General features: G+C 43.8%; 20 protein-coding genes. 10 read left to right on the top strand and 10 right to left on the bottom strand.

All coding sequences use genetic code 11. The annotated features are described in order from the left end of the window. Positions 1-217 precede the first annotated feature (217 nt). Entirely contained in the window at positions 218-2,617 is a 2,400-nt protein-coding gene (locus tag AB6805_RS00975; protein WP_370907593.1) for an ABC transporter permease, read from the top strand. Between the two features lie 210 nt (positions 2,618-2,827). Here AB6805_RS00975 and AB6805_RS00970 read toward each other — a convergent pair whose 3' ends face one another. Beyond that, a complete protein-coding gene (locus AB6805_RS00970; RefSeq protein ID WP_370907592.1) occupies positions 2,828-3,091 on the bottom strand; it encodes a hypothetical protein in 264 nt (87 codons plus the stop codon). Between the two features lie 1,163 nt (positions 3,092-4,254). Here AB6805_RS00970 and AB6805_RS00965 point away from each other — a divergent pair. The 3 genes from AB6805_RS00965 (at position 4,255) to AB6805_RS00955 (ending at position 9,940) form a co-directional block, all read left to right on the top strand. Continuing rightward, positions 4,255-7,266: a SusC/RagA family TonB-linked outer membrane protein gene (locus tag AB6805_RS00965; RefSeq protein WP_370907591.1), complete on the top strand. Its 3,012-nt coding sequence runs from the start codon at positions 4,255-4,257 to the stop codon at positions 7,264-7,266. Between the two features lie 27 nt (positions 7,267-7,293). Next, the gene (locus AB6805_RS00960) at positions 7,294-8,943 is read left to right on the top strand and encodes a RagB/SusD family nutrient uptake outer membrane protein (protein WP_370907590.1); all 1,650 of its coding nucleotides are present in this window, start codon (positions 7,294-7,296) and stop codon (positions 8,941-8,943) included. A gap of 157 nt (positions 8,944-9,100) precedes the next feature. After that, the gene (locus tag AB6805_RS00955; RefSeq protein ID WP_370907589.1) at positions 9,101-9,940 is read left to right on the top strand and encodes a haloalkane dehalogenase; all 840 of its coding nucleotides are present in this window, start codon (positions 9,101-9,103) and stop codon (positions 9,938-9,940) included. A 162-nt stretch (positions 9,941-10,102) separates the two neighbouring features. On the opposite strand, the gene AB6805_RS00950 is transcribed toward AB6805_RS00955, so the two are convergent. Next, a complete protein-coding gene (locus AB6805_RS00950) occupies positions 10,103-10,657 on the bottom strand; it encodes a hypothetical protein (RefSeq protein ID WP_370907588.1) in 555 nt (184 codons plus the stop codon). Positions 10,658-10,778: 121 nt separating this feature from the next. Between AB6805_RS00950 and AB6805_RS00945 the strand changes: the two genes are divergently transcribed. From AB6805_RS00945 to AB6805_RS00930, 4 genes are all read left to right on the top strand, one after another. Next, positions 10,779-11,345, top strand: a complete 567-nt coding sequence (locus tag AB6805_RS00945) for a DinB family protein (protein ID WP_370907587.1) — start codon at positions 10,779-10,781, stop codon at positions 11,343-11,345. 234 nt (positions 11,346-11,579) lie between these two features. After that, the gene (locus AB6805_RS00940) at positions 11,580-12,395 is read left to right on the top strand and encodes an alpha/beta fold hydrolase (RefSeq protein ID WP_370907586.1); all 816 of its coding nucleotides are present in this window, start codon (positions 11,580-11,582) and stop codon (positions 12,393-12,395) included. Positions 12,396-12,457: 62 nt separating this feature from the next. Then, positions 12,458-13,051 carry a dihydrofolate reductase family protein gene (locus AB6805_RS00935; RefSeq protein WP_370907585.1) on the top strand — a complete coding sequence of 198 codons (594 nt, stop codon included), beginning with the start codon at positions 12,458-12,460 and terminating at the stop codon, positions 13,049-13,051. Positions 13,052-13,210: 159 nt separating this feature from the next. Further along, positions 13,211-13,738 carry a hypothetical protein gene (locus AB6805_RS00930; RefSeq protein ID WP_370907584.1) on the top strand — a complete coding sequence of 176 codons (528 nt, stop codon included), beginning with the start codon at positions 13,211-13,213 and terminating at the stop codon, positions 13,736-13,738. Positions 13,739-13,846: 108 nt separating this feature from the next. Here AB6805_RS00930 and AB6805_RS00925 read toward each other — a convergent pair whose 3' ends face one another. The 6 genes from AB6805_RS00925 to AB6805_RS00900 all read right to left on the bottom strand — a co-directional run bounded on the left by AB6805_RS00925 (position 13,847) and on the right by AB6805_RS00900 (position 20,741). Beyond that, positions 13,847-14,233, bottom strand: coding sequence for a VOC family protein (locus AB6805_RS00925; protein ID WP_370907583.1), 387 nt, complete (start codon positions 14,231-14,233; stop codon positions 13,847-13,849). 176 nt (positions 14,234-14,409) lie between these two features. Beyond that, positions 14,410-14,976, bottom strand: a complete 567-nt coding sequence (locus AB6805_RS00920) for a DUF4256 domain-containing protein (RefSeq protein WP_370907582.1) — start codon at positions 14,974-14,976, stop codon at positions 14,410-14,412. 90 nt (positions 14,977-15,066) lie between these two features. After that, positions 15,067-17,973, bottom strand: a complete 2,907-nt coding sequence (locus AB6805_RS00915; RefSeq protein ID WP_370907581.1) for a glycosyl hydrolase 115 family protein — start codon at positions 17,971-17,973, stop codon at positions 15,067-15,069. 68 nt (positions 17,974-18,041) lie between these two features. After that, positions 18,042-19,226, bottom strand: a complete 1,185-nt coding sequence (locus AB6805_RS00910; RefSeq protein ID WP_370907580.1) for an epoxide hydrolase family protein — start codon at positions 19,224-19,226, stop codon at positions 18,042-18,044. A gap of 255 nt (positions 19,227-19,481) precedes the next feature. After that, positions 19,482-19,868, bottom strand: a complete 387-nt coding sequence (locus tag AB6805_RS00905) for a hypothetical protein (protein WP_370907579.1) — start codon at positions 19,866-19,868, stop codon at positions 19,482-19,484. 12 nt (positions 19,869-19,880) lie between these two features. Beyond that, complete coding sequence (locus AB6805_RS00900) at positions 19,881-20,741, bottom strand: alpha/beta fold hydrolase (RefSeq protein ID WP_370907578.1); 861 nt, start codon at positions 20,739-20,741, stop codon at positions 19,881-19,883. 223 nt (positions 20,742-20,964) lie between these two features. Here AB6805_RS00900 and AB6805_RS00895 point away from each other — a divergent pair, with 223 nt between their 5' ends. Then, positions 20,965-21,474: a dihydrofolate reductase family protein gene (locus AB6805_RS00895; RefSeq protein WP_370907577.1), complete on the top strand. Its 510-nt coding sequence runs from the start codon at positions 20,965-20,967 to the stop codon at positions 21,472-21,474. A 41-nt stretch (positions 21,475-21,515) separates the two neighbouring features. Here AB6805_RS00895 and ppsA read toward each other — a convergent pair whose 3' ends face one another. After that, a complete protein-coding gene (gene ppsA, locus AB6805_RS00890) occupies positions 21,516-24,128 on the bottom strand; it encodes a phosphoenolpyruvate synthase (RefSeq protein WP_370907576.1) in 2,613 nt (870 codons plus the stop codon). A 6-nt stretch (positions 24,129-24,134) separates the two neighbouring features. After that, positions 24,135-24,590 carry a MarR family winged helix-turn-helix transcriptional regulator gene (locus tag AB6805_RS00885; RefSeq protein WP_370907575.1) on the bottom strand — a complete coding sequence of 152 codons (456 nt, stop codon included), beginning with the start codon at positions 24,588-24,590 and terminating at the stop codon, positions 24,135-24,137. A 285-nt stretch (positions 24,591-24,875) separates the two neighbouring features. On the opposite strand from AB6805_RS00885, the gene AB6805_RS00880 reads away from it, so the two are divergent. Further along, positions 24,876-25,052 carry a hypothetical protein gene (locus AB6805_RS00880; protein WP_370907574.1) on the top strand — a complete coding sequence of 59 codons (177 nt, stop codon included), beginning with the start codon at positions 24,876-24,878 and terminating at the stop codon, positions 25,050-25,052. Positions 25,053-25,140: the final 88 nt, after the last annotated feature.

Here is a 25,140-nt window from a genome sequence, read left to right as displayed (position 1 = left end):
ATTTAAGTATTAGGCCCCGGCACATGCAATAACAACTCATGGGTGCTGCTAATCCGTTCGAATCTAAGGTGCCCTAAGTTTTTGGCTGCCCGTTGACGTACACTTCATGTTCTTAATCGGACATTTTGCTGGATTTGGACTTATATAAATAATTATTAATCAGATGCTTGCATTTTGGCATAGGCATTGAAATGCTCAGGGAGCTTATATTGCCTATATGCTTAGAAACTACCTGAAGATTGCAATTCGCACACTTGCGCAAAATAAAATTTACTCTCTAATCAATATTGCAGGACTAACTATTGGTCTTACCTGCGCTATGCTGATACTGCTTTATGTAAAGGATGAAGTGAGCTTTGACCGTTTTCATAAGAAGAGTGCCAGCATTTACAGAATAGTTTCAAGGGTAGTTGTCAATGGCACAGAGCAGAGATTTTCGAGTACAGGCTTATTACAGGGACCCAGGTTTACGCGGAATGTAAGCGGGATCAAATCATTTGTGCGCGTTCAGGATGGCCGGGCAGATCTTAAAAAGGGTGCTGAAGTAGAAAGCAGAGACCTCCTTTTTGTAGATGCTAACTTCTTGTCAGTATTTACCTTTCCTTTGATTGACGGAGATGCACAATCCTGTTTGAAAGACCCGCATTCTGTTGTACTTACAAAGGAAGAAGCGAAGAAACAATTTGGTACGGAGAACGCAGTTGGTAAAATTCTTATGTTAAGGGAGAATGAGAAATTTGTGCCGTACCAGGTAACTGCTGTTACAGAAAATTGCCCGCAAAACTCCACCATTGAATTTAAGATCCTCCTACCTATCAGGGAAACCCAAGCAGATTTAAATAACAATGAGAACTGGTTTTCTTATTACCTTAATACTTTTGTTGAACTCAATGATAATGCTGATCCGAATTCCGTTGCTCAACAAATGCAACGGTTTTATGTGAAAGATGCAAGCGCAACACTGAAAGCTATGAATGCCAGATTCGGACAACCCGACAATTCCCGTCTGGAAACTTATTCCCTTCAGCCGTTCCTCAATATACATTTGAGCAAAGACCTTTCAGCGCAGAATGGCCTGCAGAAAGCCAGCAATCCTGTTTATGCTTATATTCTTTCCGGCATTGCACTTTTTGTGCTCCTGATTGCAAATATAAATTTCGTAAATCTTACTGTTTCCCGTTCTGTGAGGCGTGCAAAGGAAATCGGGATACGTAAGGCCATAGGAAGTGACAGGAGACAACTTATTATACAATTCTTGGGAGAATCGTTTGTATTGTGTGCAATAGCTTTTGCTTTGGCAATTATCCTGGCACAACTGGCCCTTCCACTATTTAATGATTTATCAAGTAAAAAACTGGCAATTAGTTACCTGTTCGATTTCAAGCTGCTGGCAGGTTATTTTGCACTTTTCCTGCTTACAGGTTTACTCGCAGGATTCTATCCCGCCATTATACTATCAGGATATAAACCTGTTGAAACCCTCTACAGCAGATTTACGCTGAAAGGTAATGGGGGCTTGCAGAAGTCGCTCGTGGTTTTTCAATTCACGCTTGCTGCCTTTTTAATTATAGCTACTTTTACTATCTATTCCCAGTTCAATTATCTTACAAAAGCGGAGTTGGGATATGATGATCGTGACATCATAATAGTTAACAAGGATAATATGTCGCACCAGGAAGCTGCAGTCTTTAAACACGAACTGCTTAGCTATCCGGATATTGCATACGTAGCACCTAAAAACGGAGGTTATTGGGGCACTGCCGCTAAATTGGACAACGACTCATCTATCAACTTTGCATGGGAAACAGTAGATGAATCTTATTTGCACACCTTAAAGATCCCTTTGGTAAAAGGTAGAAATTTTTCAGTTGATTACCCGGGTGATTCTGTCCATTCTGTCCTGGTTAATGAAACTTTTGTAAAGGAGGCCGGATGGAAAGATCCTATTGGTAAATCAGTTGTTTTCAACTTTCAGAATAATAAAACATATAAAGTAATCGGTGTGGTAAAAGATCATCATTTTACTACCCTTAATGAAAAAATAAGGGCCCAGTTGTTTACAATGAGCAATTCAAATCCTTACGGAACTTTTTATATTAAGATACGCCCCAACACAGCTACCCGCAGCCTTAAATATATAGAAACGAAGTTCAGAAGTTTTTTCCCTTTCAGTCCGTATACCTATGTATTTAAGAATGAACTGAATCAGCGGAATTATGAATCAGAAGCCAGATGGAAACAGATTATTTTCTTTGGCGCTGTTCTTACCATCTTTATAAGTTGTATAGGATTATTTGGTCTTTCTGTTCTTTCTGCGGAGAAGCGTACTAAGGAGATAGGTATTCGGAAAGTATTAGGCGCATCGGTCCAGAATATAGCGGCAGCGTTGTCTTTAGAATTTGTGAAGCTGGTGATAATCGCACTGGTAATAGCAATTCCACTGGCATGGCTGGCTGGCGTAAAATGGCTGGAGAATTATCCTTACAGGATCACCATGGGTTGGTCTTTATTTGGCTGGGCCGGAATGCTGGTGCTGCTGATCGCCATGTGTACTGTTAGCTTCCAGGCCGTAAAGGCCGCATTAGCGAATCCTGTTAAAAGTCTTAGGAGCGAATAGGTTTCTTTTGATCCATGAACTTTTGTTCCCGAAGGTTGGTAGCTGGCATAAGAAAGAAGATCGCCAGTTCTAAATCCAGTGACCTTAGGAGTTTGTTGTCATATTCCCTGCTTCGCTTGAACCTGCAAGATATTCGGCTGTGATACAACCGCGCTTTTTAGTGCTTCCCTCTTGGGTCGGGAAACTGTTTGACCTATATATAATAGTAAATTATTCTTGCATGGCATCACCTCTACCATCCGTTGCTATTTGCAGCAACTGGACCGCTATAGCTTCTTCAAGCTCATTAGGGATAGTCGAAGAATCATCTCCAATAGAAACAAACTGTCTAACGGCAGAGTCCCAGGCGAAAATATATTCCGGGCTATCATTGTAACTTACTCGGAAGCGTGTTTCTGCATTAAATGGAAACGGCACTACTTTTACCAGGTAAGGCACCTGGTTCAACAACAGATCTAAAGTAATCTCTCCCATAACATAACTTTTTAATCGTCCCACAAAAATAAGGCGATTTCGGGATTCTTATAGCAGACGCTGGTATCAAAATTAACCTGAGTAAATGCGTATGGGTTATACGATAGAAATAAGAAAAGTATTACTAAGGATTTATGTTACTGCAAACCTTACAGTAACCGGTTCCCACCTAAGGCAGCAGAAAAGAATAGATATAATAGTAATCTTAATGGAGTTGTTGGTTAATGGCAGGTACTTATCAGTTTTTCCGCATGTCAGACCCACCGAAGTAATTCGTATAGACAAAGTCCTCCCCAAATCCATGTTGGCACAAGTATTTATTTCAAACAGAAAATAGCGATACAGAATAACAATAGCCATACCGTTTTACTGCATATTACGAAACCGATTTCGTGAGCCTGTATGGCCTAAAGGCGCAATATTTTATACCATTGGATCTTTTAGAAAGCAAAAATTTTTTTTCTTTCTTCCAAGTGAAAATACTAATTTGGTCATAGCTGGTTCCACGTACCTTTTCGTCAAAAAGAAATCCTATTTGCGTTATGAGGAATTAATATCTTTTTACCGTATCGGTCAACTTGCAGAGCGGTGTAGAACAGATAATGATCATTTAAAGCTTAGGCTGAAATGATGGCTGACAGGCCTTTCTGCCGTGTGCGATATCGACGTAACCTGCTGTACATAAACACCAATTTCTATATCCGGCATTGTGCATTTGGAACACCCTTGTCAAAAAATATCAGCCAGCAGTTACAGTTATTTTTTTGAGAAATAAATTTCAGTAGTCATCTGTTTCGATGGAATCTGTTGCTGTGGTGGAGTATAGCGAATACTTCTGCCTCAGAAATAAGTCGTGGTAAGTATATTGCCAGTGTGCACCGGAAAGTCCGCTGTGTGGTATACGTTTGTCCGGAAAGTACTACAGGTAGGCAAATTCAACCAAATGATATTAAGATAATAATCTGATAACACGATCTGTTATTAATTCAACAGCATCATATTTAGTTTTATGGCGTAAATACTTCTTATCGATCAAACATGAATGTATTCATTAAAACTGCACCGAATGCTTTACGTCTGGCGAATTGTAAGCTAATGCATCTTCCATTCAAGAACAGCAGCCACTAACATTTAAAACAAACAAGCCACTTAAAGATTGCTTTATGAACAAAATCTATCAATGTAGGTTTTTATTGCGGTTCCCTGTAAAACTGCTGCCAGCTATCCTGTGCTGGATTACCTGCCTTTGTTTGGCCCTGTCGCCAGTGCAGGCGCAGGATAAATTCAGGATCCAGGGCATAGTTACCGACGACAAAAATCAACCAATTCCCGGCGTGAGTATCTCTGAAGCCGGCACCCGTAGTGGTGTAGTAACTGATGCAGAAGGTAAGTATCGTTTAGACGTTGCCGGTAGTAACAGCATATTGCACATCGCATTTGTGGGTTATGAAAGCAAAGAAATTTCCGTAAACGGCTCCCATACACTTAACATATCGCTGCTCCCACAGTTAAAACAGCTCAACGACGTGGTGATTACCGGATATGGAAAAACCAGTAAAAAGAATGTCATTGGTGCCATCAGCTCCGTAAATTCCGGTGAATTTACTCAAGGCGTTATCGCTTCCCCTTCTATGCTGCTGCAGGGCAAGGTACCCGGTTTAACCATCACTAAAAGTGGTAACCCCAACCAAAATCCAACAGTAATATTAAGAGGACCTTCTACCTTGCGTAGTGGCGCCCAGGAACCGTTCTACGTAGTCGACGGCGTTCCCGGTGCGCCCATCGATATGGTGGCGCCGGATGATATTGCCAGCATAGACGTACTTAAAGATGGTGCTTCTACTGCTATCTATGGCGCCAGGGCAGCGAACGGCGTAATCATGGTAACCACCCGCCGCCCTAAAGCAGATCAACTGCGTATTGCTTACAATGCTTACGTAGGACTGGAAAAAGTAGCGAAACGCCTGGAAGTACTCACGGGGGACGAATTACGTAAATACCTCGCTGACAATGGCCAGGTACTGGCCGCCGCCAACAACGATGTGTATCCGGGTACTACCACGCCCGTAAACACCGACTGGCAGAAGGAAGTACAGCGCGATGCCGTTTCCCATAATCATAACCTCTCGTTAATGGGCGGCGCCAAGAATACTACCTATGGCTTCAGCTTAAATTATCTCAATAACCCCGGTATTATCAAAACTTCATCGCTGAACAGGCTGGGAGTGAGGGCTAACATCGATCAACGTGCGTTTGATGACCGCCTCCGCCTCTCTTTAAATCTATTTAATACGTCTACCACACAGAACAACGTACCCGATGCGGTATTCGGCAACATGCTCAACTACCTGCCAACCGTGCTGGTTACCCGCCCTGATGGTACCTACACAGAAGATTATGCCGGTAATATCCGTGGAAGTAACAACCCTGTTTCGCTGATTGCCAACAACAATGACGAAACGAAAATCAATAAGTTTCTCGCCAACGGACTGGCAGAAGTGAAAATTCTGCCTGGCCTCACTTATACGCTGAGTCTTACCACCCAGCGGGACCAGGTAACCAGGAACGTATACTATAACAGCCTGTCCGTGCTGGCAAAAGGATTGAACGGTAAAGCTACCCGCCTTGCCTGGACCAATACCCGCAATATCATTGAATCTTATTTTAACTACGATAAAACAGTAGGTAAACATAACTTCAAAGTGCTGGCCGGGTACTCCTGGCAGGAAGACCACAATGGCGATGGCTTCGGTGTTACTACCCAGGGATTCGGTAGCGACGCCCTCACCTGGAATAACCTGGCGCTGAGCAACCCACCTCCCGGTACGGTGGTATTTGATAACTCCGGTTCTACTACCCTCACTACACTGCGCCTTATCTCTTACTACGGCAGGATCAACTACCAGTATGCAGATAAATATTATTTCCTGGTGTCCCTGCGTAATGATGGTTCTTCCGCATTTGGTAAAAATAACCGCTGGGGTTATTTCCCCGCTGTATCAGCAGGCTGGCGTATCAGCCAGGAGCCTTTCCTGAAGGCAAATGGTATCTTCGATGATCTGAAACTGCGTGTCAGCTACGGAAGTTCCGGTAACTCACTCGGCTTCGATCCACTGGCTGCACAGTTGCAATACAGTACCACCGGCCGTTACTACGATAATGGTAACCTGATTAACGCCATCGCACCCGTACAGAATGCAAACCCCGACCTGAAATGGGAACGCACTGGTATGCTGAACGCCGGTATCGACTTCGCTATCTTCAACGGGCGACTAAGCGGTGCGGTAGACTACTACGACAAGCAAACTTCTGACCTTATCTGGAACTACCCGGTAACCACTACGCAATATATCACTACTACCTTGCTGGCCAACGTAGGAAAAGTGAGTAACAAAGGAGTGGAAGTAGTACTGAATGCAGAACCGGTACACACCAAAAATTTCTCCTGGAAAACATCCGCCAACGTTTCTCACAATACCAATAGCATCAGCTCTTTATCCAACGGTCGCTTTACACTGAAAGATATCCCTACTGCTATCCTCGGCGGTAAAGGCCAATCCGGTAACTGGAGCCAGAAAATACTTGAAGGCCAGCCTATCGGTACTTTCACCCTGTTCCATTACCTGGGTAAAGACAAAGACGGTGTTTCCTCTTACCAGAAAGCGGATGGTACTGTAACTACTTCTCCCGCCATCGGTGACCTGATGCGCGCGGGTAACGCACAACCTACACTTACCTACGGATGGAGCAATACCTTCACCTGGAAAGGATTTGACCTGAATGTATTTATCCGCGGCGTAACCGGTAATAAGATCCTGAATGCTACCAAGGCAGCATTGAATACCCCAACAGATGCCAAGATGACTAACATCCTGAAGTTCACTGCAGGTGAGTCTTATAATGATAAGAACTCCTTCATGATCTCTGACAGGTTCCTGGAAAATGGTTCCTACCTGCGTATGGATAACCTTACCCTGGGATATACGTTCAAAACCAGGAGTAATTACATCAGCAAACTACGTATATACGGCAACGTGAATAACGTATTTACTATCACCAAATACACCGGCATAGATCCCGAAATGGACCTCGGTGGCCTTACACCAGGTATTGACGCCAGGAATTATTATCCTAAAACCCGGTCCTTCATCTTTGGTCTGAATGCTATTTTCTAATCAATCAGTTTGTTTAAATATCAAGATATGAGAGCTAAAAAGATCTTTTGCATTTTCCTGCTTGCCGTAACGGCGTTGGCAGCATGCAGCAAGCTGGATGTGGGTGTGGAATCAAAATATACGCCTTCAAACTTTCCTTCTAATAACAGCTCCTATGCCGCCGCTATTGGCGCCGTATATGCACAGCTGGCCAACACTAAATCAGGTGACGCAACCTACTGGATGAATGGTACCGGCTTTAGCTATGGAGTAGACTACTGGATGTTGCAGGAATTTTCTACAGATGAAGCCATCATCCCTGCCCGCGATGGTAACTATGACGATGGGGGTAAATACCGCTTTATGCATCTACATACCTGGGGTAGCAGTCATCCGTATGTAATCAGTTCCTGGCAATGGGGATTTGGGGGTATCAACATCGCGAATAACGCCATCAACTTAATGAACGCCCTACCTGCCGGCGCTTATAAAACTTCGTCATTAGCAGAGCTGAAAGCCATGCGCTCCCTGTTCTATTTCTTTATGATGGACCTGTATGGCAATATCCCGGTGCTGGATACCTTCCCTGTAACTACGCCACCAGCCACCAAGCAACGTAAAGAAGTATTTGCATTTATTGAAAACACGTTGAAATCAGCATTGCCCGATCTCACCACCAAAGTAGATGGAAGCACTTACGGCCGTGCAACAAAATGGCTGGCATTTGCCCTGCTGGAAAAAATGTATCTCAATGCCGAGTACTATACCGGTACACCACGTTATGCCGATGCCGTAGCCATGGCAGACAGTATCCTCATCAACGCTCCTTATTCACTGGATGCCGACTATACTTCCATCTTCAAACCGGATAATGGTCCGCAGATCAAGGAAACGATCTTCGCCATTCCTTATGACGCCAACCTGGTTCCGGGTTGCCACTTTACACGTTTTTGCCTGCATCCCTTCCTGAAAGCGCGTTTCGACCTGCCGGATGCATTTGGTCCTAGCGTGGCTTTAAGCACCATACCCGATTTTTATGCTTACTTTAATCAGCCTAATGATGTGCGCAACGGCACCTGGCTGGCTGGTAAGCAGTATAACAAAGACGGCACGCAAAACATTGTACATACCACTACCAAAACCCTGGATGCTTCTTCTACCGGTCCTGATACACCGATCGACTGGTGGGTGGAAATATTCCCTGATCTTGCCCTGAAACCCGGCGGTGAAGCGAAACTGGACGTAGGTAACGACCTGAAAGGACAACTGAAAGGTGTACGTTCCATCAAGTACTATCCTGACAAAAACGTAAATACTTCTACCCGCTTCCAAAACACCGACTTACCGGTACTCCGTCTGGCAGATGTGATCATGATGAAGGCAGAAGCCATTCTTCGTGGTGCAACACCTACTGTTGTAAAAGGAGAGCTGCAAACCGCGGACGTGCTGGTGAATAAAATCCGCACACGTGCTGGTACCACGCCATGGGTGGGTACTTCCTTGCCTATGCTCCTGGAAGAACGTGCCCGCGAATTTGCCTGGGAAGCCTGGAGAAGAAATGACCTGATCCGCTTCGGTAAATTTGAAAGTAAGTGGGGCTTTAAGCCGGCCGATAACAATGTGTCCCGCCGTGTATTCCCTATTCCTGCCATAGAGCTGGCCCTCAATCCTAACCTGGTGCCTAACCCGGGATACTAGGTAGCTCTTGGCTTTTAGCAGCTGGCAGTTAGTAAATGTAATCTTCGCTACATTTATTAACAGCCAGCTTCTGGTTTAATAAAAGCCGCTCTAATATTTTTATTATTATGATATTCCAGGAAACTCAGTTCTCTTAAACTCTCAAAAAATAAAGGCAATGCAAAAGCAATTCCAGTCTATCAACGGATTTAAAATGGCCTACTATGAAACCGGGAAAGGGGACCCGATTATTTTTCTACATGGTAATCCTACTTCATCCTTTATCTGGAGGAATATTATTCCATATGTAGAAGGTTTAGGCCGCTGTATCGCCCCTGATTTGATGGGGATGGGAGATTCAGATAAATTTTCAGACAGCGCGTCTTATACACTTGCCCAAAACCAGCAATACGTGGATGCTTTGTTGGATATCTTAAATGTCCGCAAAAACGTTGTATTTGTTGGGCATGACTGGGGAGCTCAATTGGCTTTCGACTGGGTCTGGCGTCATTCTGAGGCTGTCAGAGGAATTGTGCACATGGAAGCGGTTGTGGCTCCGCGCACCTGGAAAGAAATGCTTCCATTGTTTAAGGACCTCCGGTCAGAAAAAGGAGAAGAGATGGTATTACAACAAAATTTGTTCATTGAACTTATCCTGCCGGAATCAATTTTGCGGCCGATAACAGTAGCGGAGTTGGATGAATATCGCCGCCCCTTCACCTCTCCAGGGGAAGCACGCAGGGCCATGCTAAGTTGGGTAAGGCAATTGCCTATAAACGGAGAACCCGCAAACGTAGAAAAAATTATCGAAGACAACGACGCGTATTTATCAAAAAGCACTATCCCTAAGTTGTTTATTGAGGCCATTCCGGGAACTTTGTCACAAGAAGAAAAAGAGATTTGTAGTAAGTGGCCCAACGAAACTCATATAACGGTTACTGGTCACCATCACTTACAGGAGGATTCACCGGAGCAGATCGGAGAGGCTATTGCTAAATGGTTGAAGCAACTGAAGTAAAATCAGTCAGTGTTGACTAATTGAATTACGTATACAATCAAATACAAGGTTGCATGCTTTGATGTCATGTATGTTGGCATTCCGATAGGTTTTCAGAAACTAAAGTTGCTTTTTATTCGAATTCCTTAAGGAACTGTTATCACCACAGAGGCTGTATAAAGCTCATTTCATTCCCGGCCTGTATTTCAGGGGATATGTTTGCATGATTATTGCATTCACAAAGCTCTTTTCTTCTCCCGGGTAAACAAATAGATCCTCCACGGTATATTCATAAAATGTGGCGTTGTTTTCCATAGGATCATAAGCAACGAATGGAATTATAAGTGAATGTTCTTCTTTTATCGCTTTACCAAAAATCGCTTGCCAGTTAATTCCTTTATAAATATCAGGATTCGTGAGATAAGGCGCCATTTCTTTTGGAAAAAAACTCGAAACTTCAATTTTCGTTATTGAGTCTGACGCTGAGAAGTTGATACGGAGAGAAAAAACGGCGGATATTTTCTTATCTGCCAATACCATCGGCCATCTTACATTTCTGTCTAATATCCTGACTAAATCCGCTCTGGCTTTCTTTGCATCATTATCTTGCGAATAAAGTCTGTGCGGAGCATGGAGGAAAAGTAAACTAAATAAGATGGTTGAAAAGAGGATGCGCATAGCAATGTTTGTTATACCAGATGGATCAATAATATCAATCAATATAATAATTATTTTCAAGAGATGCTATTTAATGCATTTCCACAGTGTGCAGAATGTGACGTATACTTCGGTACCGGTTACCTGAGTATTGATAGTTTTCTATATTTATCGTAACTTATTCCTAATAATTAATTATCAAATGGTATCGCTTCCGAAGATAGTAACCTTTCTTATTTTCCATCTTATTATTGCGACGGCCTGTGTTGGTCAGCAATCAATTACTGCTGCCATAGAAAGACAATTTGATAAAATTGAGAATGATATCCTGACAGCTGCCGAGGCAATGCCGGAGAGTAAGTATAATTTTACACCTGAGAACCTCCATATAAAAAATAGTGTTTTTAAAGGCGCACGGACATTTGGTGGCCAGATCATGCACCTGGCCACTGACAATATTCTTATTTGGAGTGCCATTACCGGCGATTCTATAGGTCCGGATATTGAAGATGTAAATGGCCCTAAAAGTATCACCACTAAGAAAGACATTCTGGACTACCTCAAAGCTTCATTCAAAACCGGGAGACAGGCCATTTCAACGCTAACAGATCAAAATGCGATGGACATGATTGATTTCAGGTGGCGCAAACTTCCCCGGCTTGATCTTGCATTTTACGCGCTTACCCATGCAAATGAACACTATGGCCAGATGGCCATTTATCTCAGGATGTGTGGCATAGTTCCCCCCGCAACAGTTAATGAAAAGTAAAGGAGGAGTTACCGGTCTTCCCCCTGGCCTGATAGCCTTTTTTGATAAAATCTGCACAACAGACTTGTTTTGTCGGAATTCTACCCCTAAGTTGTCGCTTTCACCCCATGTCGGATCCTGAAGAGAATGATAGTTTTGTATTGTCAATAACATTCAAACTAACATTCAAACAGCGATATGAAAAATCCATTCAAAACACGTCATCTTCTTAAATCAATACTGTTAATTGCAATTATGGCTATAGCATCCCAATCAAGCGGACAGCAAGCGAAACCTTCCGGAAGCGGCTACGCACCGGTTAATGGCATCAAAGTTTATTATGAAGTATATGGTGAGGGCAGGCCTATCATTTTACTGCACGGTGCTTTTATGACAATTAATACCAACTGGGGCCAATTGATCCCCGAGCTGTCAAAAACCAGGAAGGTAATTGCCATCGAATTGCAGGGACACGGACATACACCGTATTCCGACAGGGAATTATCGCATGCTGCTTTAGCACGCGATGTGGAAGGAGTAATGGATTATCTGAAAATTGACAGTGCAGATGTAGCTGGATTTAGTTTTGGCGGTGCTATAGCTTACGAATTTGCTATACAAAGTCCTAAACGTTTAAGAAATCTGGTCATCATTTCGGCTACCTATAAAAGTACCGGCTGGCTGCCCGTAGTAGGCGATGCGTTTAAAAAAATGAAGCCGGAATTTTTTACGAACACTCCTATGAAAACCGCCTATGATGCCGTGGCGCCTGATAAAACAAAGTGGACAAAGTTCCTGGAGCAGATGATTGCTTACGCTGCGGTGCCATTCAACTTCGGGGAGGCCAATATTTCGAAAATTACTGCGCCTGTTTTAATCATATCCGGTGATAATGATGGACTGGATAAAATTGAGTTGATAAAAACATATCAATTATTGGGAGGTGCTGTTAGTGCTGATCTGGGAACAATGCCCAAATCGCAATTGGCCATCGTTCCCTCACAAGGACATGTTACCCTGATGATGCAGACAACAACAATATTGAACTACCTGAACAATTTTTTAAAGTAACCCGGTAGATCTGAATATCAAAAAATAACAACTTTTATCTTAATTGTAAAAAAGAAAGTAAAATGAGAAAAATAACTGTTTTTTCAATGATTACACTGGATGGCGTTGTGCAGGCACCTGGTGGTCCGCAGGAAGACACTTCAGGCGGCTTCAAATATGGCGGCTGGACTTCATCTTATGGTGACGAGCTTTTTGGCAAGATCATGATGGAAGAGCTGAAACCGGCAGATTATATTTTGGGCAGAAAAACATTTGAGATTTTTGCATCTTATTGGCCTCAACATGCTGACTTTTGGCCTGGCATCAATGATGGTGCCAAATACGTACTGTCGCAGACCATGGAAAAATCAGATTGGAAAAATACCATTTTCCTCAAAACTCCGGCAGATATCGAAAAGTTGAAGAATTCGGAGGGTGCTGATATTCAGGTATGGGGTAGCAGAAAGCTTGTTCAACTGTTGCTTAAACACGACCTGGTGGATGAACTCCGGCTCAAAATTTATCCGTTGATTCTTGGTGAAGGAAAAAAGCTCTTCGAGAACGGCGGGATCCCGGCAGCATTTACATTGACAGAAAGCCAGGTGACTTCCAAAGGGGTTATTATAGCCAATTACAAACGGGCCGGGAATGTTGTGACAGGTGATGTTGGGCCTTGAGTTGCAGTTAGTTTAATTATCGGGATGTTTCTTAGGAGCTATCCCGACTTTTCAAGCAACGAAGTTAGATTAGTTAGATATATCTTAGTAATGCTGTGTCGAAAAGCAACAGTAACTTAGAGGTGACAAAATAACCGCTTAGGGCAAACAAAAAATTATATGAAAGCTTGTTTATTTACTATTTTCCTGACCATGGCAACATCCCTTGCCGCGGTGGCGCAGGAGTCTTTAATAGAGAATCTGGATAAAGAACTCATATTCCGGAAGGAATACACGATGAAGTTATACAAGTTTAATGTAGGCCATTCATGCGATCAGGTCAAAGGTGAAACCATTATGTACGATGGAAAGCTGAGCCGCTGTTTTGATTATATACGCGATATATCGCCGGATACCGCACAACAAGTAGTCAGGCTGATGAAGTCTCCGGATACTTATGGTAACGGATACTCGGCTTGCTTTTTTACAGAATATGCGCTCCTGATAATAAATACAAAAAGCGAAGTACACAGCTATGTAAGCTTAAGTTTTAAATGTAACCAGCTAACAGCTTATCCAGGGATAAAGGAACAAGACAACATAAAGAAGGGGGAATTATATTTATATGGTTTTTCAAAGAAAGGATATGCCGGTTTGTCCAGACTGTTGTTGTTGACGAAAGATGTTGGGTTAGCGTGGAAGCATTAATAGATGCAGACGCCCATCAGTACTCACATTAATAAGACATAAGAAAAAAAGGTGCTCTCTACAGCACCCTTTTCTTGAACTAATATTTCCAGTCGCTCATCAACGCTACTACATTTGAAATATATTAAACTTATGACCATCGGGATCAGCAAACACGAAACCATAATAACCCTTTCCAAATTCCTCTGGCTGTGAAACTATTGTTCCCCCGGCGTGCTCTACTTCTTTTGCCCAGGCATTAACCTCTTCCTTAGTTTCAACAGAAAGGGTGAAAATAATTTCATTGCCGGATTTGGTGTCTATTAGTTGTCCCTTCATAGCAGGTTCAAGTATATCCTTCAAAAAGAAATGGATGATAAAATCTTCCCCGCCAAAGAAGAAGCTGGTGAGTTGGTCCGACGCTCCATTTGGCTTAAATCCAAGTTGTTTATAGAACTTAGTGGTTCGTTCTAAATCACTGACACTGAAATTCGCCCAGATTTTTTTTGCTTTCATAAACTAAAGGTTTTATAGTTAATAGTTTTTATTTTCGATACAGATTTGGATACTGCTGAAATGTTCATCCGTGTTCCAAATCAGTTTCAAAGATAGTCCTTAAGCTTATTAAGCACGATGGTTGTTTGGGAGATTTTGGGGGGCTATTTCTGCCATTCTCACTGTATAAATGAAACTTATACCCTTAACGATCCGCGAAAGCCCCTGGCGGCATAGTAAGATTCCGCACCATTATGATACACAAAAACATGATCATAACGACGATCACAGAAGAGCGCTCCGCCAAGTTTTCTTATTGCAGGGGGCGTTACGATCCAACTCGATGTTTTCAAATCAAAATTGCCAAGTTGCTGTAAGTCGTGGTACTGCGCCTCCGTTAAAACTTCGATACCCATATCCGCAGCCATTTCAATGGCGCTGTTTTCCGGTTTGTGTTCTTTCCTCGACTCCAGCGCTTCATGGTCATAACAGATACTTCTGCGGCCCTTGGGGCTTTCAGCTGAACAATCAAAGAAAATGTATTCGTCCTTATTTTTATCATAGCCCACCACATCCGGTTCGCCGCCGGTCAGTTCCATTTCATCGAGCGACCACAACTTCCCCGGGTTCGCTTCCAGCTTTGCCTGTACTTTGGCCCAGTCGAGCCCTTTGTGACGGTGCTTATTCTTTTCAAAACGGGTTTTCAATACGCTGAGGAGTTCCTGTGATTGTTCGGGTGACAACTTTCTTTTAGCGTTTTTCATATGGTGGTAATTTAGCGCTTTTATTTCCCGCAAAAATAAGAAATTTAGTTTGTGTGATTCACAGTGCTTTCTATCGATATGAGGCCTTAATTACGGAATGGCACTATACGCCTTTTTCAATCCTCCAAGGTCAATCCGGATTTCATCTAATATAACGCCCGGATCCATGCAGTATATTTGTAACTGGTGCTTTCCGGCGCTTAAATGCGGCATATCAATTTTCTTTTCAGCCCTGTTGCGCAACACATTTTGTTTCCACTCTTCACTTCTGCCAACGGTTTTATAGTCAACTATTTTCAGTGGTCCATCATCGATGGAAACAGCATAACGCAGGTTATAACGGTTATTTAGCGGGTGGATGGGTAATGTGAAGATAGTAATGCCCGGATCTGCGGAGGAGAAGGTATAGAAATCATATTCAACATAAGAGTGGTTGCTTTTAATAACATCAGGGTCTGTCGGCAATTCATCGGCTATTGTCACTGGCAAAGCCTGCAGCACCGTGTCTTTATATCCCAGTCCTTCTACAAAATTCCAATGCTGCAGCCCTCTTTTCACTTGCCGGGAAAAATGAGATGCCTGTATGGAAACAAACCCACAGTTTTCAATTTTACCCTTATAGCCTGAAAGCGCCGGTATATTTCGTTTAATTCCCTGGATGTTTACCTGCATCTGCCTGCCAGCTCCCAGGAACGTTATGTGACCGGTCATTTTTTCATTGCCAGTAAATTTGTTCCAGTCAATGTCAACCCATATTCGTATGTCTTTTTTACCAGGTTCTGTAGTTAACAAACCACTGCTGCTGGACAACCGGATCCAGTTATCAGAGGTGGTTGCTTTCCATTCTACCGGCTGATTTTTACTTAAGAAGATGTCAATAAAATATTTCTGCTTATTAAATACATCAAAAACCGGCAGCGACTTCGATCCGGTTGTGCTTAACAGGGAAGAATCTTTGGTGACGAAGCCTTCGGGAGCGATATCCCAACTGTTTATACTGTCGATATGGACGGGCGGTATAACGGGCGCCTGGTACACAGGGAGACTTCTCGGCGCCATCGACATCATATGTTTCCACTTACCGCCTGCCAGCGTTGTGTTATAGTAGGCGGTTTCCTGTACTATACTTTCATAAGCATCAGAAGATAGTTGGGCATAATCGTATGCACTTAACCTGTTTTGTTTGGCGTATAAATAGCTTTTATCCCTGTAAAGAAATTTTTTATTCATCAGCGAGGCACACACGATGGGATAATACACCAACTGATAAAACGCATCTGTGTCCTTAACGTTGATCTGCGACCGGATACTTCTCATCTCTGTCTCCAGCCTGCTGTATTTGTCTATCCGGCGCCGGGCCTCATCTCCAAAGAAAAAATGATTATAGCCGGTATAACTTGTTGGGGTAGTCGGTTCGGTTTGGCTCCATCCCATAAACTCGGGCCTTCTTTCAAACGCCAGTTGATAGTATCCCCATAGCATGTCACTAATTTTCCGGGCATGCGTTGTCCCAAATATGGACCCTGCCCAATTCGTCAGGTGATCTTTTTTGACATACCTGCTGTCCCTGAATGGTTTTACGTTATATGCCATATCCAGGAACAACGTTATATTGTACTCAAGGGGCTTGATATCTCCCACATTGAGTACCCACAACCTGTCGGCGCCCGTTTCGAAGGCTTTCAGCATTTCTTCGCGGATCAATCCGGGATGTGTGGAACTAAGCCAAAGATAGTCATGAGGGCGGCCCCAATAAGAGGCGTGGTAATAAACACCGGATCCACCGCTGCGTTCCTGCTCTGTTTTATTATTGAGGCGGTGTATATAGCCGTAGTTATCATCAGGCCATACAATGGTTACATCATCGGGAACCTTCATGCCAGCATCATATATTTCCAATACTTCTTTGTAAGGAGTTAGTACCTGTGGTACCGCCGTTACATCTTTGTTGATGTACCTGGCGAGCATCTCCCGTTCATCCCCGATAATTTTCTCCACTACGGGAACAGCGTCCCTGAGGTCTTTAATACCTTCCATCTGGCCATCATGCACACCCCTCATGCCGAGGGTGTAAATGGCATTAATGCCACGGCTTTCCCGGATGCGGTTTTCCCAATAACTGTAAATCTTTTCTTTGTTGGTGAAGTAATTAAACCGGCCCATCGTTTTTTCATCCCACTCGCCTACATTATTTCTCAGCATTGGCTCCGCGTGAGAAGAACCAATAATGATCTGATAATCTTCCGCGGTTTTTATATTACCGGGGAAATGAAAGAATGCTTTGGTAGAAGGGTGCATGGCGGGCCATATCAGGTTTGCTTTTAAACGAAGAAGCAGTTCAAATACCTTGGCGTATGTTTTCGGGCCAATATCGCCTGTTCCGGGTTCAAAGGTTTTAGCCGCCCACGGCTGCAGGCCCCAGTCTTCATCGTTGATAAAAATTCCCCTGTATTTTACGGAGGGAGGGGTGGAGGTATAGTCTTTTATATCGATGGAAATATTTTTTCTTTTTACCGGCTTAACATCGGCCCACCAGTACCAGGGTGAAACACCCAAGCGGGCAGATAAGTCAAACACGCCATAAGCCGTACCTCTGGGGTCGCTTCCGCAAATGAGGAGTGCATTTTTAATATTTTTTGTCGGGGCTTTCAGCAGTCGGTAGCCATAACTTTCCCATTTACCGTTTAAAGTGTCGAGGTTTATCTTATTGCGGAATTGGGCAATGATTTCAGCATGAATGTTTCCAATAACAATCACATTTCCGCTTACATGATCAATACCTGCTGAAGTGGAAGGCCGGAAGCCACTAATCTGTTCAATATCCGACGCAAGAAGATGGGCAGTAATGGAATCTAACTTACTGGTCGCATCATAACAAATAGACACCTTATTTTGAAGCGAAACAATATCAAATTCCTGTGCCCATGCGTGGCTGTAAAAACTAAACAGGGTTAGTAAAGTGATGGTTACTTTTTTCATGTTTACAGTACTGATCATGATGGTTTTTCAAAAGCATAGGGGGTATTTTCATACCCCCATTTTTATAATCTTGAATTGCTATGGTTTTATTTTCCCGGGTTACTTTTGAAAAACGAATTCACTTCATTTACCCACAATTCCGGGGCTTCCAATGCAGCGAAGTGGCCACCTTTTTCCATGACGGTAAACCGTTTTACATTTGTTTTTCTTTCCGCCCATTCCCGTGGTGTTGGCGCATCTCCGGGAAATACCGCGACGCCGGTAGGAGTATTCACCTTCTGGCCCGAAGCAAGTTGCTGATAAGCGCCTTCGGCATAAGTGCGCATGGAGGAGTTAATGGTTTGACTCACCCAATAGATCATGATATTGGTGAGCAACTCGTCCTTTGTGAAATGTTCTTCAATAGTGCCACCGGGTGAACCCCAGGTATTAAATTTTTCAACGATCCAGGAAGCCAGGCCCGCAGGGGAGTCGTTCAGGCCGAACGCCTGCGTTTGCGGCTTCGTGGCGTGGAGCATGGAATATGCCCCTTCCCGGTACCACCATTGCTGTATGAATTGTCCAAACTCCTGTTCGGCTTTGGACATAGTACTCCAGTCTTCCGAGCCGTTAGGATACCCTACATCCGAGAGGTGAATGGCTGGTACGTTTTCCGGATAGAGATTGGCGATGGATTTGGCGATGCCGCTGCCTACGTCTCCGCCGGCCACCAGGAAGCTGTTGTAGCCGAGTACGTCTTTCATCAGCGTGGCGAAAATTTTTGCAGAACCGTCGTCGGTCATGGATACATGGCCTGAGAAGCCGAAACCGGGAATGGAAGGCACTATCACATCGTAGTCGTCCGTTAACAGCGGAATGGCTTTGTAAAAGCGATAGAAACAATCAGGCCATCCGTGTATGAGCAGCAGGGGCCGGGCATTGGGGTTTTTACTCTTGATGTGCAGGAAATGAATGGAGACACCATCTATTTCCACTGTAAACTGTGGAAATTTGTTAAGCGCGGCTTCCTGCTTGCGCCAGTCGTACCCGTTTTGCCAGTAGGCGACGAGGCTTTTAAGAAATTCGGGGTCCGTGCCGTATTTCCAGCCAATGTTTTCAGGCGCATCTGGCCAGCGGGTTTGGCGGAGACGGGTTTGGAGGTCGTCCAGTACAGTTTGTTGTACATCGATTTGGAAGGGCTTTACAGTAAACATATTGTTGCTTTTTTTGGATTGTGCGTGGGAAGTCAGGGCTGTCATTGCGATGACCAGTACAAGAATAGTTTGTTTCATGTGTTGGATGTTTGTTGAAACAAAGTTATAAACGGGTTGTGACAACAGTATGTCAGTTGTAGATAGACACTAAAATAAAAAATATAATTGATTATAAGGGTAAATAAAATGTCGGGTTGACACTTTTTTAAACCTTATTTGTGGGGAGGGAGTGATGGATTTTTTCTTATTTTTCTTTTTATTGGATTATCCTCATCAGGTATAGAGGGATATACAATTTTATGCGTTATTAATAAGGCCTCATGTAATTGACAGCTATGGTGTCTTTTCCCTTAAAACAACGTTTTCATTATCGTTGTCGTCTTCCTCCAGTATTAATTCCCAGTTTATTTTTTCAGCAATGTCAGTTAATAAACTGATGTAAAAATTTTCATTTTCAGATGTAGATTTTGATCCGATGATGGCAATTAAATTCACCCATTCGCTGTTGAAATCTTCGGCCCTGCCATAACTGCCATTGTGCGAATTAATGGCAGTAACGCTGATCCACGGGAGCCCTTCCATGTTACAGAACTCCCGGTTCCCTTTGGCTTTTAACTTCCCGGTATTTTCCAAAACGCTGAGAACATCGTTAGTTAATAGTTGCTGGCTGTAAGTTTCGTTGCCTCTTATTTCATAGTACCAGTAAAGGTGCGACCACATAGTTTTTCTATTTTAATCCAGAAAATTAATCATCAGCTTTAACACTTCATCAAAATTTGTTTCCAGCGCCATATGGCCGCCATCAACAATATGGACCTGGGCGCCGGGTAAGTCCCTCTTGTAACAATGGGCCTCATCTACACTGAAAAAAGCATCATACTTTCCCCATATAACCAAAGCAGGAGGCTGATGAGTGCGGAAATATTCCTGGAAAACCGGGAACATCTTAATGTTATTCTCAAAATCACAATTCAGATCAAACTGCATATCAATATTACCAGGCCGCTTCATACGGTCCCAGTCGAGCTGCCACAACTCAGGACTAATCGTGGGTAGCAGTTCCTCCGGCAATCCTGCGGTATATTGCATTTTTACACCTTCTTCACTTAAGAACGCCGAAACTTTCGCTTTCTTCCCAGGGGTGGGGTTTTGCCAATAGTCAATCGTTTCATCCCACTGCGGGCCAATACCTTCATCATAGGCGTTGCCGTTCTGCACAATTATCTTCGCTATCTTTTCAGGGTGGTTAACGCATAGCCGCAGTCCGATCGGACAACCATAGTCGTGGAGGTAGATAGTGAACAACTTCAGGTTTATTTCATCCGTAAATTTATTGATATACGCTGATATGTTACTGAAGGAATATTCAAAAAGATCTTTGTCCGGAAAACTACTAAAGCCAAATCCCGGGTAGTCGGGGGCAACGAGATGAAACCTGTCTGATAAGGCTACCATCAGGTTTTTAAACATCACAGATGAGCTTGGGAATCCGTGCAACAGCAATATGGACGGGTGTTTTTTGTCTCCGGCTTCCCGGTAGAAAATATCAATCCCATCAACTTTAACTGACCTGTTAAAAATTTGCCTGCTCATATTGCTAATATTTTTGATCAAAAAACAGCGCTTGAATGAATACCAAAGATAATTGATAATTGAAAAACCCGGCTTCATCAGGTGCTCCGGTGCTGACATTTTGGGATTTGTCAATCTGTCGCAAATGCCCCCTTAAATTGTCGTTTGAAGGGGAGGCGCAACCCATATGATCAGCGTATTTTTGTGATGTAATATTTTAATTCATTACAATAAAGCTTAGGAAATGAAAATCATTATTTATCTCGCTGCTTCTGCGAATGGAATGATCAGTAATAAAAGAAATGTACCGGATTGGTTGTCGCCGGAGTACGGGGAAGGGTTTATGGCGATATGTCAACGTACACAGGCGGTGATTATGGGAAAAACCACCTACAACATCCTGGCGCCCAATTACCTGCCGATTAAAGAAGGCTCGCTGGTGGTGTTAACGCACGATACCAGCGCCACACCGGCTCAATCCAATGTGCTGTTTACCGGCGATAGCCCGGAGAAGATCGTAGCGCAGCTCGATGCTAAGGGACATACTGAAGCGGTGATCATTGGTGGTACACAAATAGTAAGCGCGTTTGTGGAAGCAGGATTGGTGGATGAAATAATCCTGGTGGTAGAACCCGTGTTATTTGGGAGCGGATTACCTCTTGTCAGCGGCGTGGAGTTTGAAAACCGCCTGGAGTTACTCGATGTAAAGAAATTGAATAATAACACCGTCCAGGTGCACTATAAATTGTTATAGTAAAAAGACCTGCACGTTACGCAGGTCTTTTTACCCTCCTCTCACAGTATTTCTATATATCCGTCTGTTCCATTCACCCGGATTCTTTCTCCGTCTTTGATCAGCCTGGTGGCCTTGTCTACGCCAACAACGGCCGGTAAGCCATATTCCCGGGCAATAACTGCACCGTGGGTCATCAGTCCGCCCACTTCGGTGACCAGGCCTTTTATGGATACAAACAAGGGCGTCCAGCTGGGGTCTGTAAAGGTGGTAATTAGTATGTCGCCCTCTTCTATATCTGCATCTTCCATGTTCAGGATAACGCGTGCCCGTCCTTCTACAACGCCGGAAGAGACAGCCAGGCCCGGAATAGCCCCAGCCGGCATGTTTTCGTGCTTGTACTCACCTGTAACGATCTCACCATCGGAGGTGATAACGGGTGGGGGAGTTAGCTTATCATATAGTTTGTATTCGTCTTTCCGTTTGTTGATGACCTGGTAATCCAGTTTATTGGTGCGTACCACTTCACGTAATTCTTCAAAAGAAAGATAGTAGATATCCTCTTTTTCATGAATAACGTTGGCTCGTACCAGTTGTTCCGCTTCTTTCAGTAACGCCTGCCTATACACGAAGTAACGGTTAATCACCCCGTATTTTGGATATTCACGGTACCCGGCAAAGTTCCGAATCAGGCTGATCATTTGCTTTGCTTCAGCGGCTTTCCGTTTGCCTCCAGGTAATTGCCTCAGCCGGTCTAATAATTCCTGTTCCTTTTTCAGCGCGGCCTGTTGTCCCTGCTCAAACTTCAAACGGCTGGCACCCGGCTCAAAGTTCCTGACATGGCTGAGGATCATCGGAACAAGGATAGTGGGTTTTTCACTCCAGCGGGTTTTGGTAATATCAATTTCCCCGGCGCACCGCATGCCGTATTTGTTGAGATAAGCATTAATAGCGTCCCGGGCTTCCTGTCCGCCCTTCAGCTTCACCAGCCCTTCCAGGAAGTTATCATCTTTCGCCTGCTGTAAATACGCCACTACTTCCGGGTAGGGACGGATCACATCTGCCACATCCAATAGTTCCAGCCCCATTTCTGCCGTAATATTGTTGGATACAGACAGTGAAAGCGTATCAGCCACGTTTTTTTCACCCAGCCACTTCATCATGTTTTGGTTAATCCAGGTGGCGGCATGCATCGCCATCATGATTATATCCAAACTTTTGGGGTTAAATGATACTTTCTTTAATTCCTGGATATCTTCCGGAATAAAATCAAACAGGTCTGGGCCCGACTTAGTTTGTATTTGCTGTTTTAACGCTTCAATGGATGCCTGGCTGGCTTTGATTAAATCGGCAGCAATGGCGGGGTTGTTTTCGAATTGGGGCGGAAAGGTCCACGACATTACTTTATTACGGCTACGCTGATCCGCCGCTTTTTTGTCATCCGGCAACGATTTAATAAAACCCTTTCGCTTTACGATGGTCATGAGTGCGTCTTTTATGAGCGGATGGGATTGTCCCACGACCGATATGATTTTTTTTCTGCTGGCGGGAGAAGCCAGGGCGGCTGCTATGTCAGCAAATAATCTTCCGCCGGCTTTGTGCATGGCGCCACCTGTTGTTAACAGGAAGAAAGATAATCCCAACGGTTTCATGGCGTCGGTCATCATTTGCTGATGGCCCACGGATATATAAACGTGATTTTCGGAGTCGTTTGCTTCAGGGATGGGATATAAAGTAGTGATGGGCCGGCTCTGTACAATATAGAACTTACCTTTATGCAGGCACCATTCAATATCCTGGGGACTACCGAAACAGGCTTCAATTTTTCTTCCAATCCGTTCAAGCGTTCTTACCTCTTTATTGGTAAGCGTTGGCGCACTTTGTTGTTCCGGCCCCATCTCCTGCTGTTTTGTGCCGCCCTCCACTGAGGCAAGAACTGCCATTTTTTTTGCAGAAATTTTCCTGTCAATAATCCTGCCCTCCCGGACTTTATAATTATCAGCATTTACGATTCCCGAAACCAATGCTTCTCCCAATCCAAAACTGGCGTCAATAGACACCACCTTCCTGTTGGAGGTAACCGGGTCTGCTGTAAACATAATCCCTGCGGCATCTGGGAAAATCATTTGCTGAATCACAACAGACAAATACACTTTCCTATGATCAAATCCATTTTGCAAACGGTAAGTGACCGCCCTGTCGGTGAACAACGATGCCCAGCACTTGCTGATATGCGCCAGGATAGCTTCTTTGCCGGTAATGTTCAGATAGGTATCCTGCTGCCCCGCAAAGGAAGCGGTAGGAAGATCCTCTGCAGTGGCGCTGGAACGTACCGCATACGCATGTCCCTCCCCCAATTTTTGAAGATGGCGGGTGATCTCCTGTTGAATATCGTCCGGAATGACTATTTCTTCCATTACCTTCCGGATTTTTGCAGCGGTATCGCTGATAGCTTTCCTGTTATCCGCTTTTAACACGGACAGCTGATCCAGCAATGAATTAAACGCTTCATTATTCGCTGTAACTTCTTTATATACATCCGTGGTAATGCAAAAGCCGCCGGGTACCTGTATCCCCTCCATCCGGGATAGTTCTCCCAGGTTGGCGCCTTTGCCGCCCGCCATTGCGAGTTTTGTTTTATCGATTTCGTGAAAACCCAGTATGCTAACTCCCATATTCAATTATTTTTTGTTGAGCTTATCGGTTGTTTCATTCATTATTTCAATTGCCTTTAAAAAGTAGGCTTCAATCACTTTGATTTCTTTTTCAGAAAAGGAAGCAATCAGCATTTCTGACTTGCTTCTGAATTCTTTATAAAGCGGCGCCAGCAATGCCATTATATTAGGGGTGATGGGCTCAATGATCACCTTACGCCGGTCATCTTCCGCAAATCGTCTTTTTACCAGTTTTTTCTTTTCAAACCGGTCTATCAGGCCGGTAACTGCACCTGTGGTTAAGCCGGTGATGTTGGAAAGTTCGCCGGCAGTCATTTGCCCTCTCTCCAGTAAGAACCCTAAATATTTATGATCCGTTCCGGAAAGGCCGGCCTTCCGGGCAACTGCTTCATGCATCTGAATAGAGGTGTATGAATGTTGCTGGTTCAATTTTCTTATTCTTTTGATTACCTCGGTATCCATTTTATATCTTATTGACTAATTATCTTAGTTGCAAAGATAATATTAAATGTGACGTATGCAAATAGTTTTGTGGGAAAAGCGGGGACCAGCGACCGCCGATGATTCACTGTATTTCGTGTGTGTGCAAGTGAAATGACGAAATATCGTGTGATTTCTTTTGCCGGTTAGGAATTAATCATCTGATTTTTAATGAATTATATGCCTGGCCCATCGATTGCCTCTGCTGAAGCGTTTTCAGCATGACGGGCAACCGTCCTGTTTTTCATCTTTTAAAATGATAATAACATGAACATCTTCTCACATCTGCTGCACCCTGGCACAACACACACTCCTGACGGTCATACTGAACCGAAGGAACCTGAAGTGATATTGCCTTATCACAATGAGAATACCGCAGAAGGCGGGGAATTCCTGGACGACGCCATCCGCATGGAGGATGTACCATCCGCACCGGAAGCGTAATAATGTGCGCCTGTTACCTTTAATTCAACGCTGGCCCCCCGGGAACAGTGACGGGATGGTCATTGAACAATACAAAAACTGAAAGTCG

The sequence above is a fragment of the Chitinophaga sp. RCC_12 genome, assembly GCF_041360695.1.
In the GTDB taxonomy this organism is placed as follows: Bacteria; Bacteroidota; Bacteroidia; order Chitinophagales; family Chitinophagaceae; genus Chitinophaga.
Note: the sequence above shows the minus strand (reverse complement) of the source record. Positions and strands in the feature narration are given on the sequence as shown.

Excerpts from the sequence above, each read along its gene's own strand:
- AB6805_RS00975 (WP_370907593.1), top strand. The coding sequence starts at position 218 with ATGCTTAGAAACTACCTGAAGATTGCAATTCGCACACTTGCGCAAAAT.
- AB6805_RS00970 (WP_370907592.1), bottom strand. The coding sequence starts at position 3,091 with ATGGGAGAGATTACTTTAGATCTGTTGTTGAACCAGGTGCCTTACCTG.
- AB6805_RS00965 (WP_370907591.1), top strand. The coding sequence starts at position 4,255 with ATGAACAAAATCTATCAATGTAGGTTTTTATTGCGGTTCCCTGTAAAA.
- AB6805_RS00960 (WP_370907590.1), top strand. The coding sequence starts at position 7,294 with ATGAGAGCTAAAAAGATCTTTTGCATTTTCCTGCTTGCCGTAACGGCG.
- AB6805_RS00955 (WP_370907589.1), top strand. The coding sequence starts at position 9,101 with ATGCAAAAGCAATTCCAGTCTATCAACGGATTTAAAATGGCCTACTAT.
- AB6805_RS00945 (WP_370907587.1), top strand. The coding sequence starts at position 10,779 with ATGGTATCGCTTCCGAAGATAGTAACCTTTCTTATTTTCCATCTTATT.
- AB6805_RS00940 (WP_370907586.1), top strand. The coding sequence starts at position 11,580 with ATGGCTATAGCATCCCAATCAAGCGGACAGCAAGCGAAACCTTCCGGA.
- AB6805_RS00935 (WP_370907585.1), top strand. The coding sequence starts at position 12,458 with ATGAGAAAAATAACTGTTTTTTCAATGATTACACTGGATGGCGTTGTG.
- AB6805_RS00930 (WP_370907584.1), top strand. The coding sequence starts at position 13,211 with ATGAAAGCTTGTTTATTTACTATTTTCCTGACCATGGCAACATCCCTT.
- AB6805_RS00925 (WP_370907583.1), bottom strand. The coding sequence starts at position 14,233 with ATGAAAGCAAAAAAAATCTGGGCGAATTTCAGTGTCAGTGATTTAGAA.
- AB6805_RS00920 (WP_370907582.1), bottom strand. The coding sequence starts at position 14,976 with ATGAAAAACGCTAAAAGAAAGTTGTCACCCGAACAATCACAGGAACTC.
- AB6805_RS00915 (WP_370907581.1), bottom strand. The coding sequence starts at position 17,973 with ATGATCAGTACTGTAAACATGAAAAAAGTAACCATCACTTTACTAACC.
- AB6805_RS00910 (WP_370907580.1), bottom strand. The coding sequence starts at position 19,226 with ATGAAACAAACTATTCTTGTACTGGTCATCGCAATGACAGCCCTGACT.
- AB6805_RS00905 (WP_370907579.1), bottom strand. The coding sequence starts at position 19,868 with ATGTGGTCGCACCTTTACTGGTACTATGAAATAAGAGGCAACGAAACT.
- AB6805_RS00900 (WP_370907578.1), bottom strand. The coding sequence starts at position 20,741 with ATGAGCAGGCAAATTTTTAACAGGTCAGTTAAAGTTGATGGGATTGAT.
- AB6805_RS00895 (WP_370907577.1), top strand. The coding sequence starts at position 20,965 with ATGAAAATCATTATTTATCTCGCTGCTTCTGCGAATGGAATGATCAGT.
- ppsA (WP_370907576.1), bottom strand. The coding sequence starts at position 24,128 with ATGGGAGTTAGCATACTGGGTTTTCACGAAATCGATAAAACAAAACTC.
- AB6805_RS00885 (WP_370907575.1), bottom strand. The coding sequence starts at position 24,590 with ATGGATACCGAGGTAATCAAAAGAATAAGAAAATTGAACCAGCAACAT.
- AB6805_RS00880 (WP_370907574.1), top strand. The coding sequence starts at position 24,876 with ATGAACATCTTCTCACATCTGCTGCACCCTGGCACAACACACACTCCT.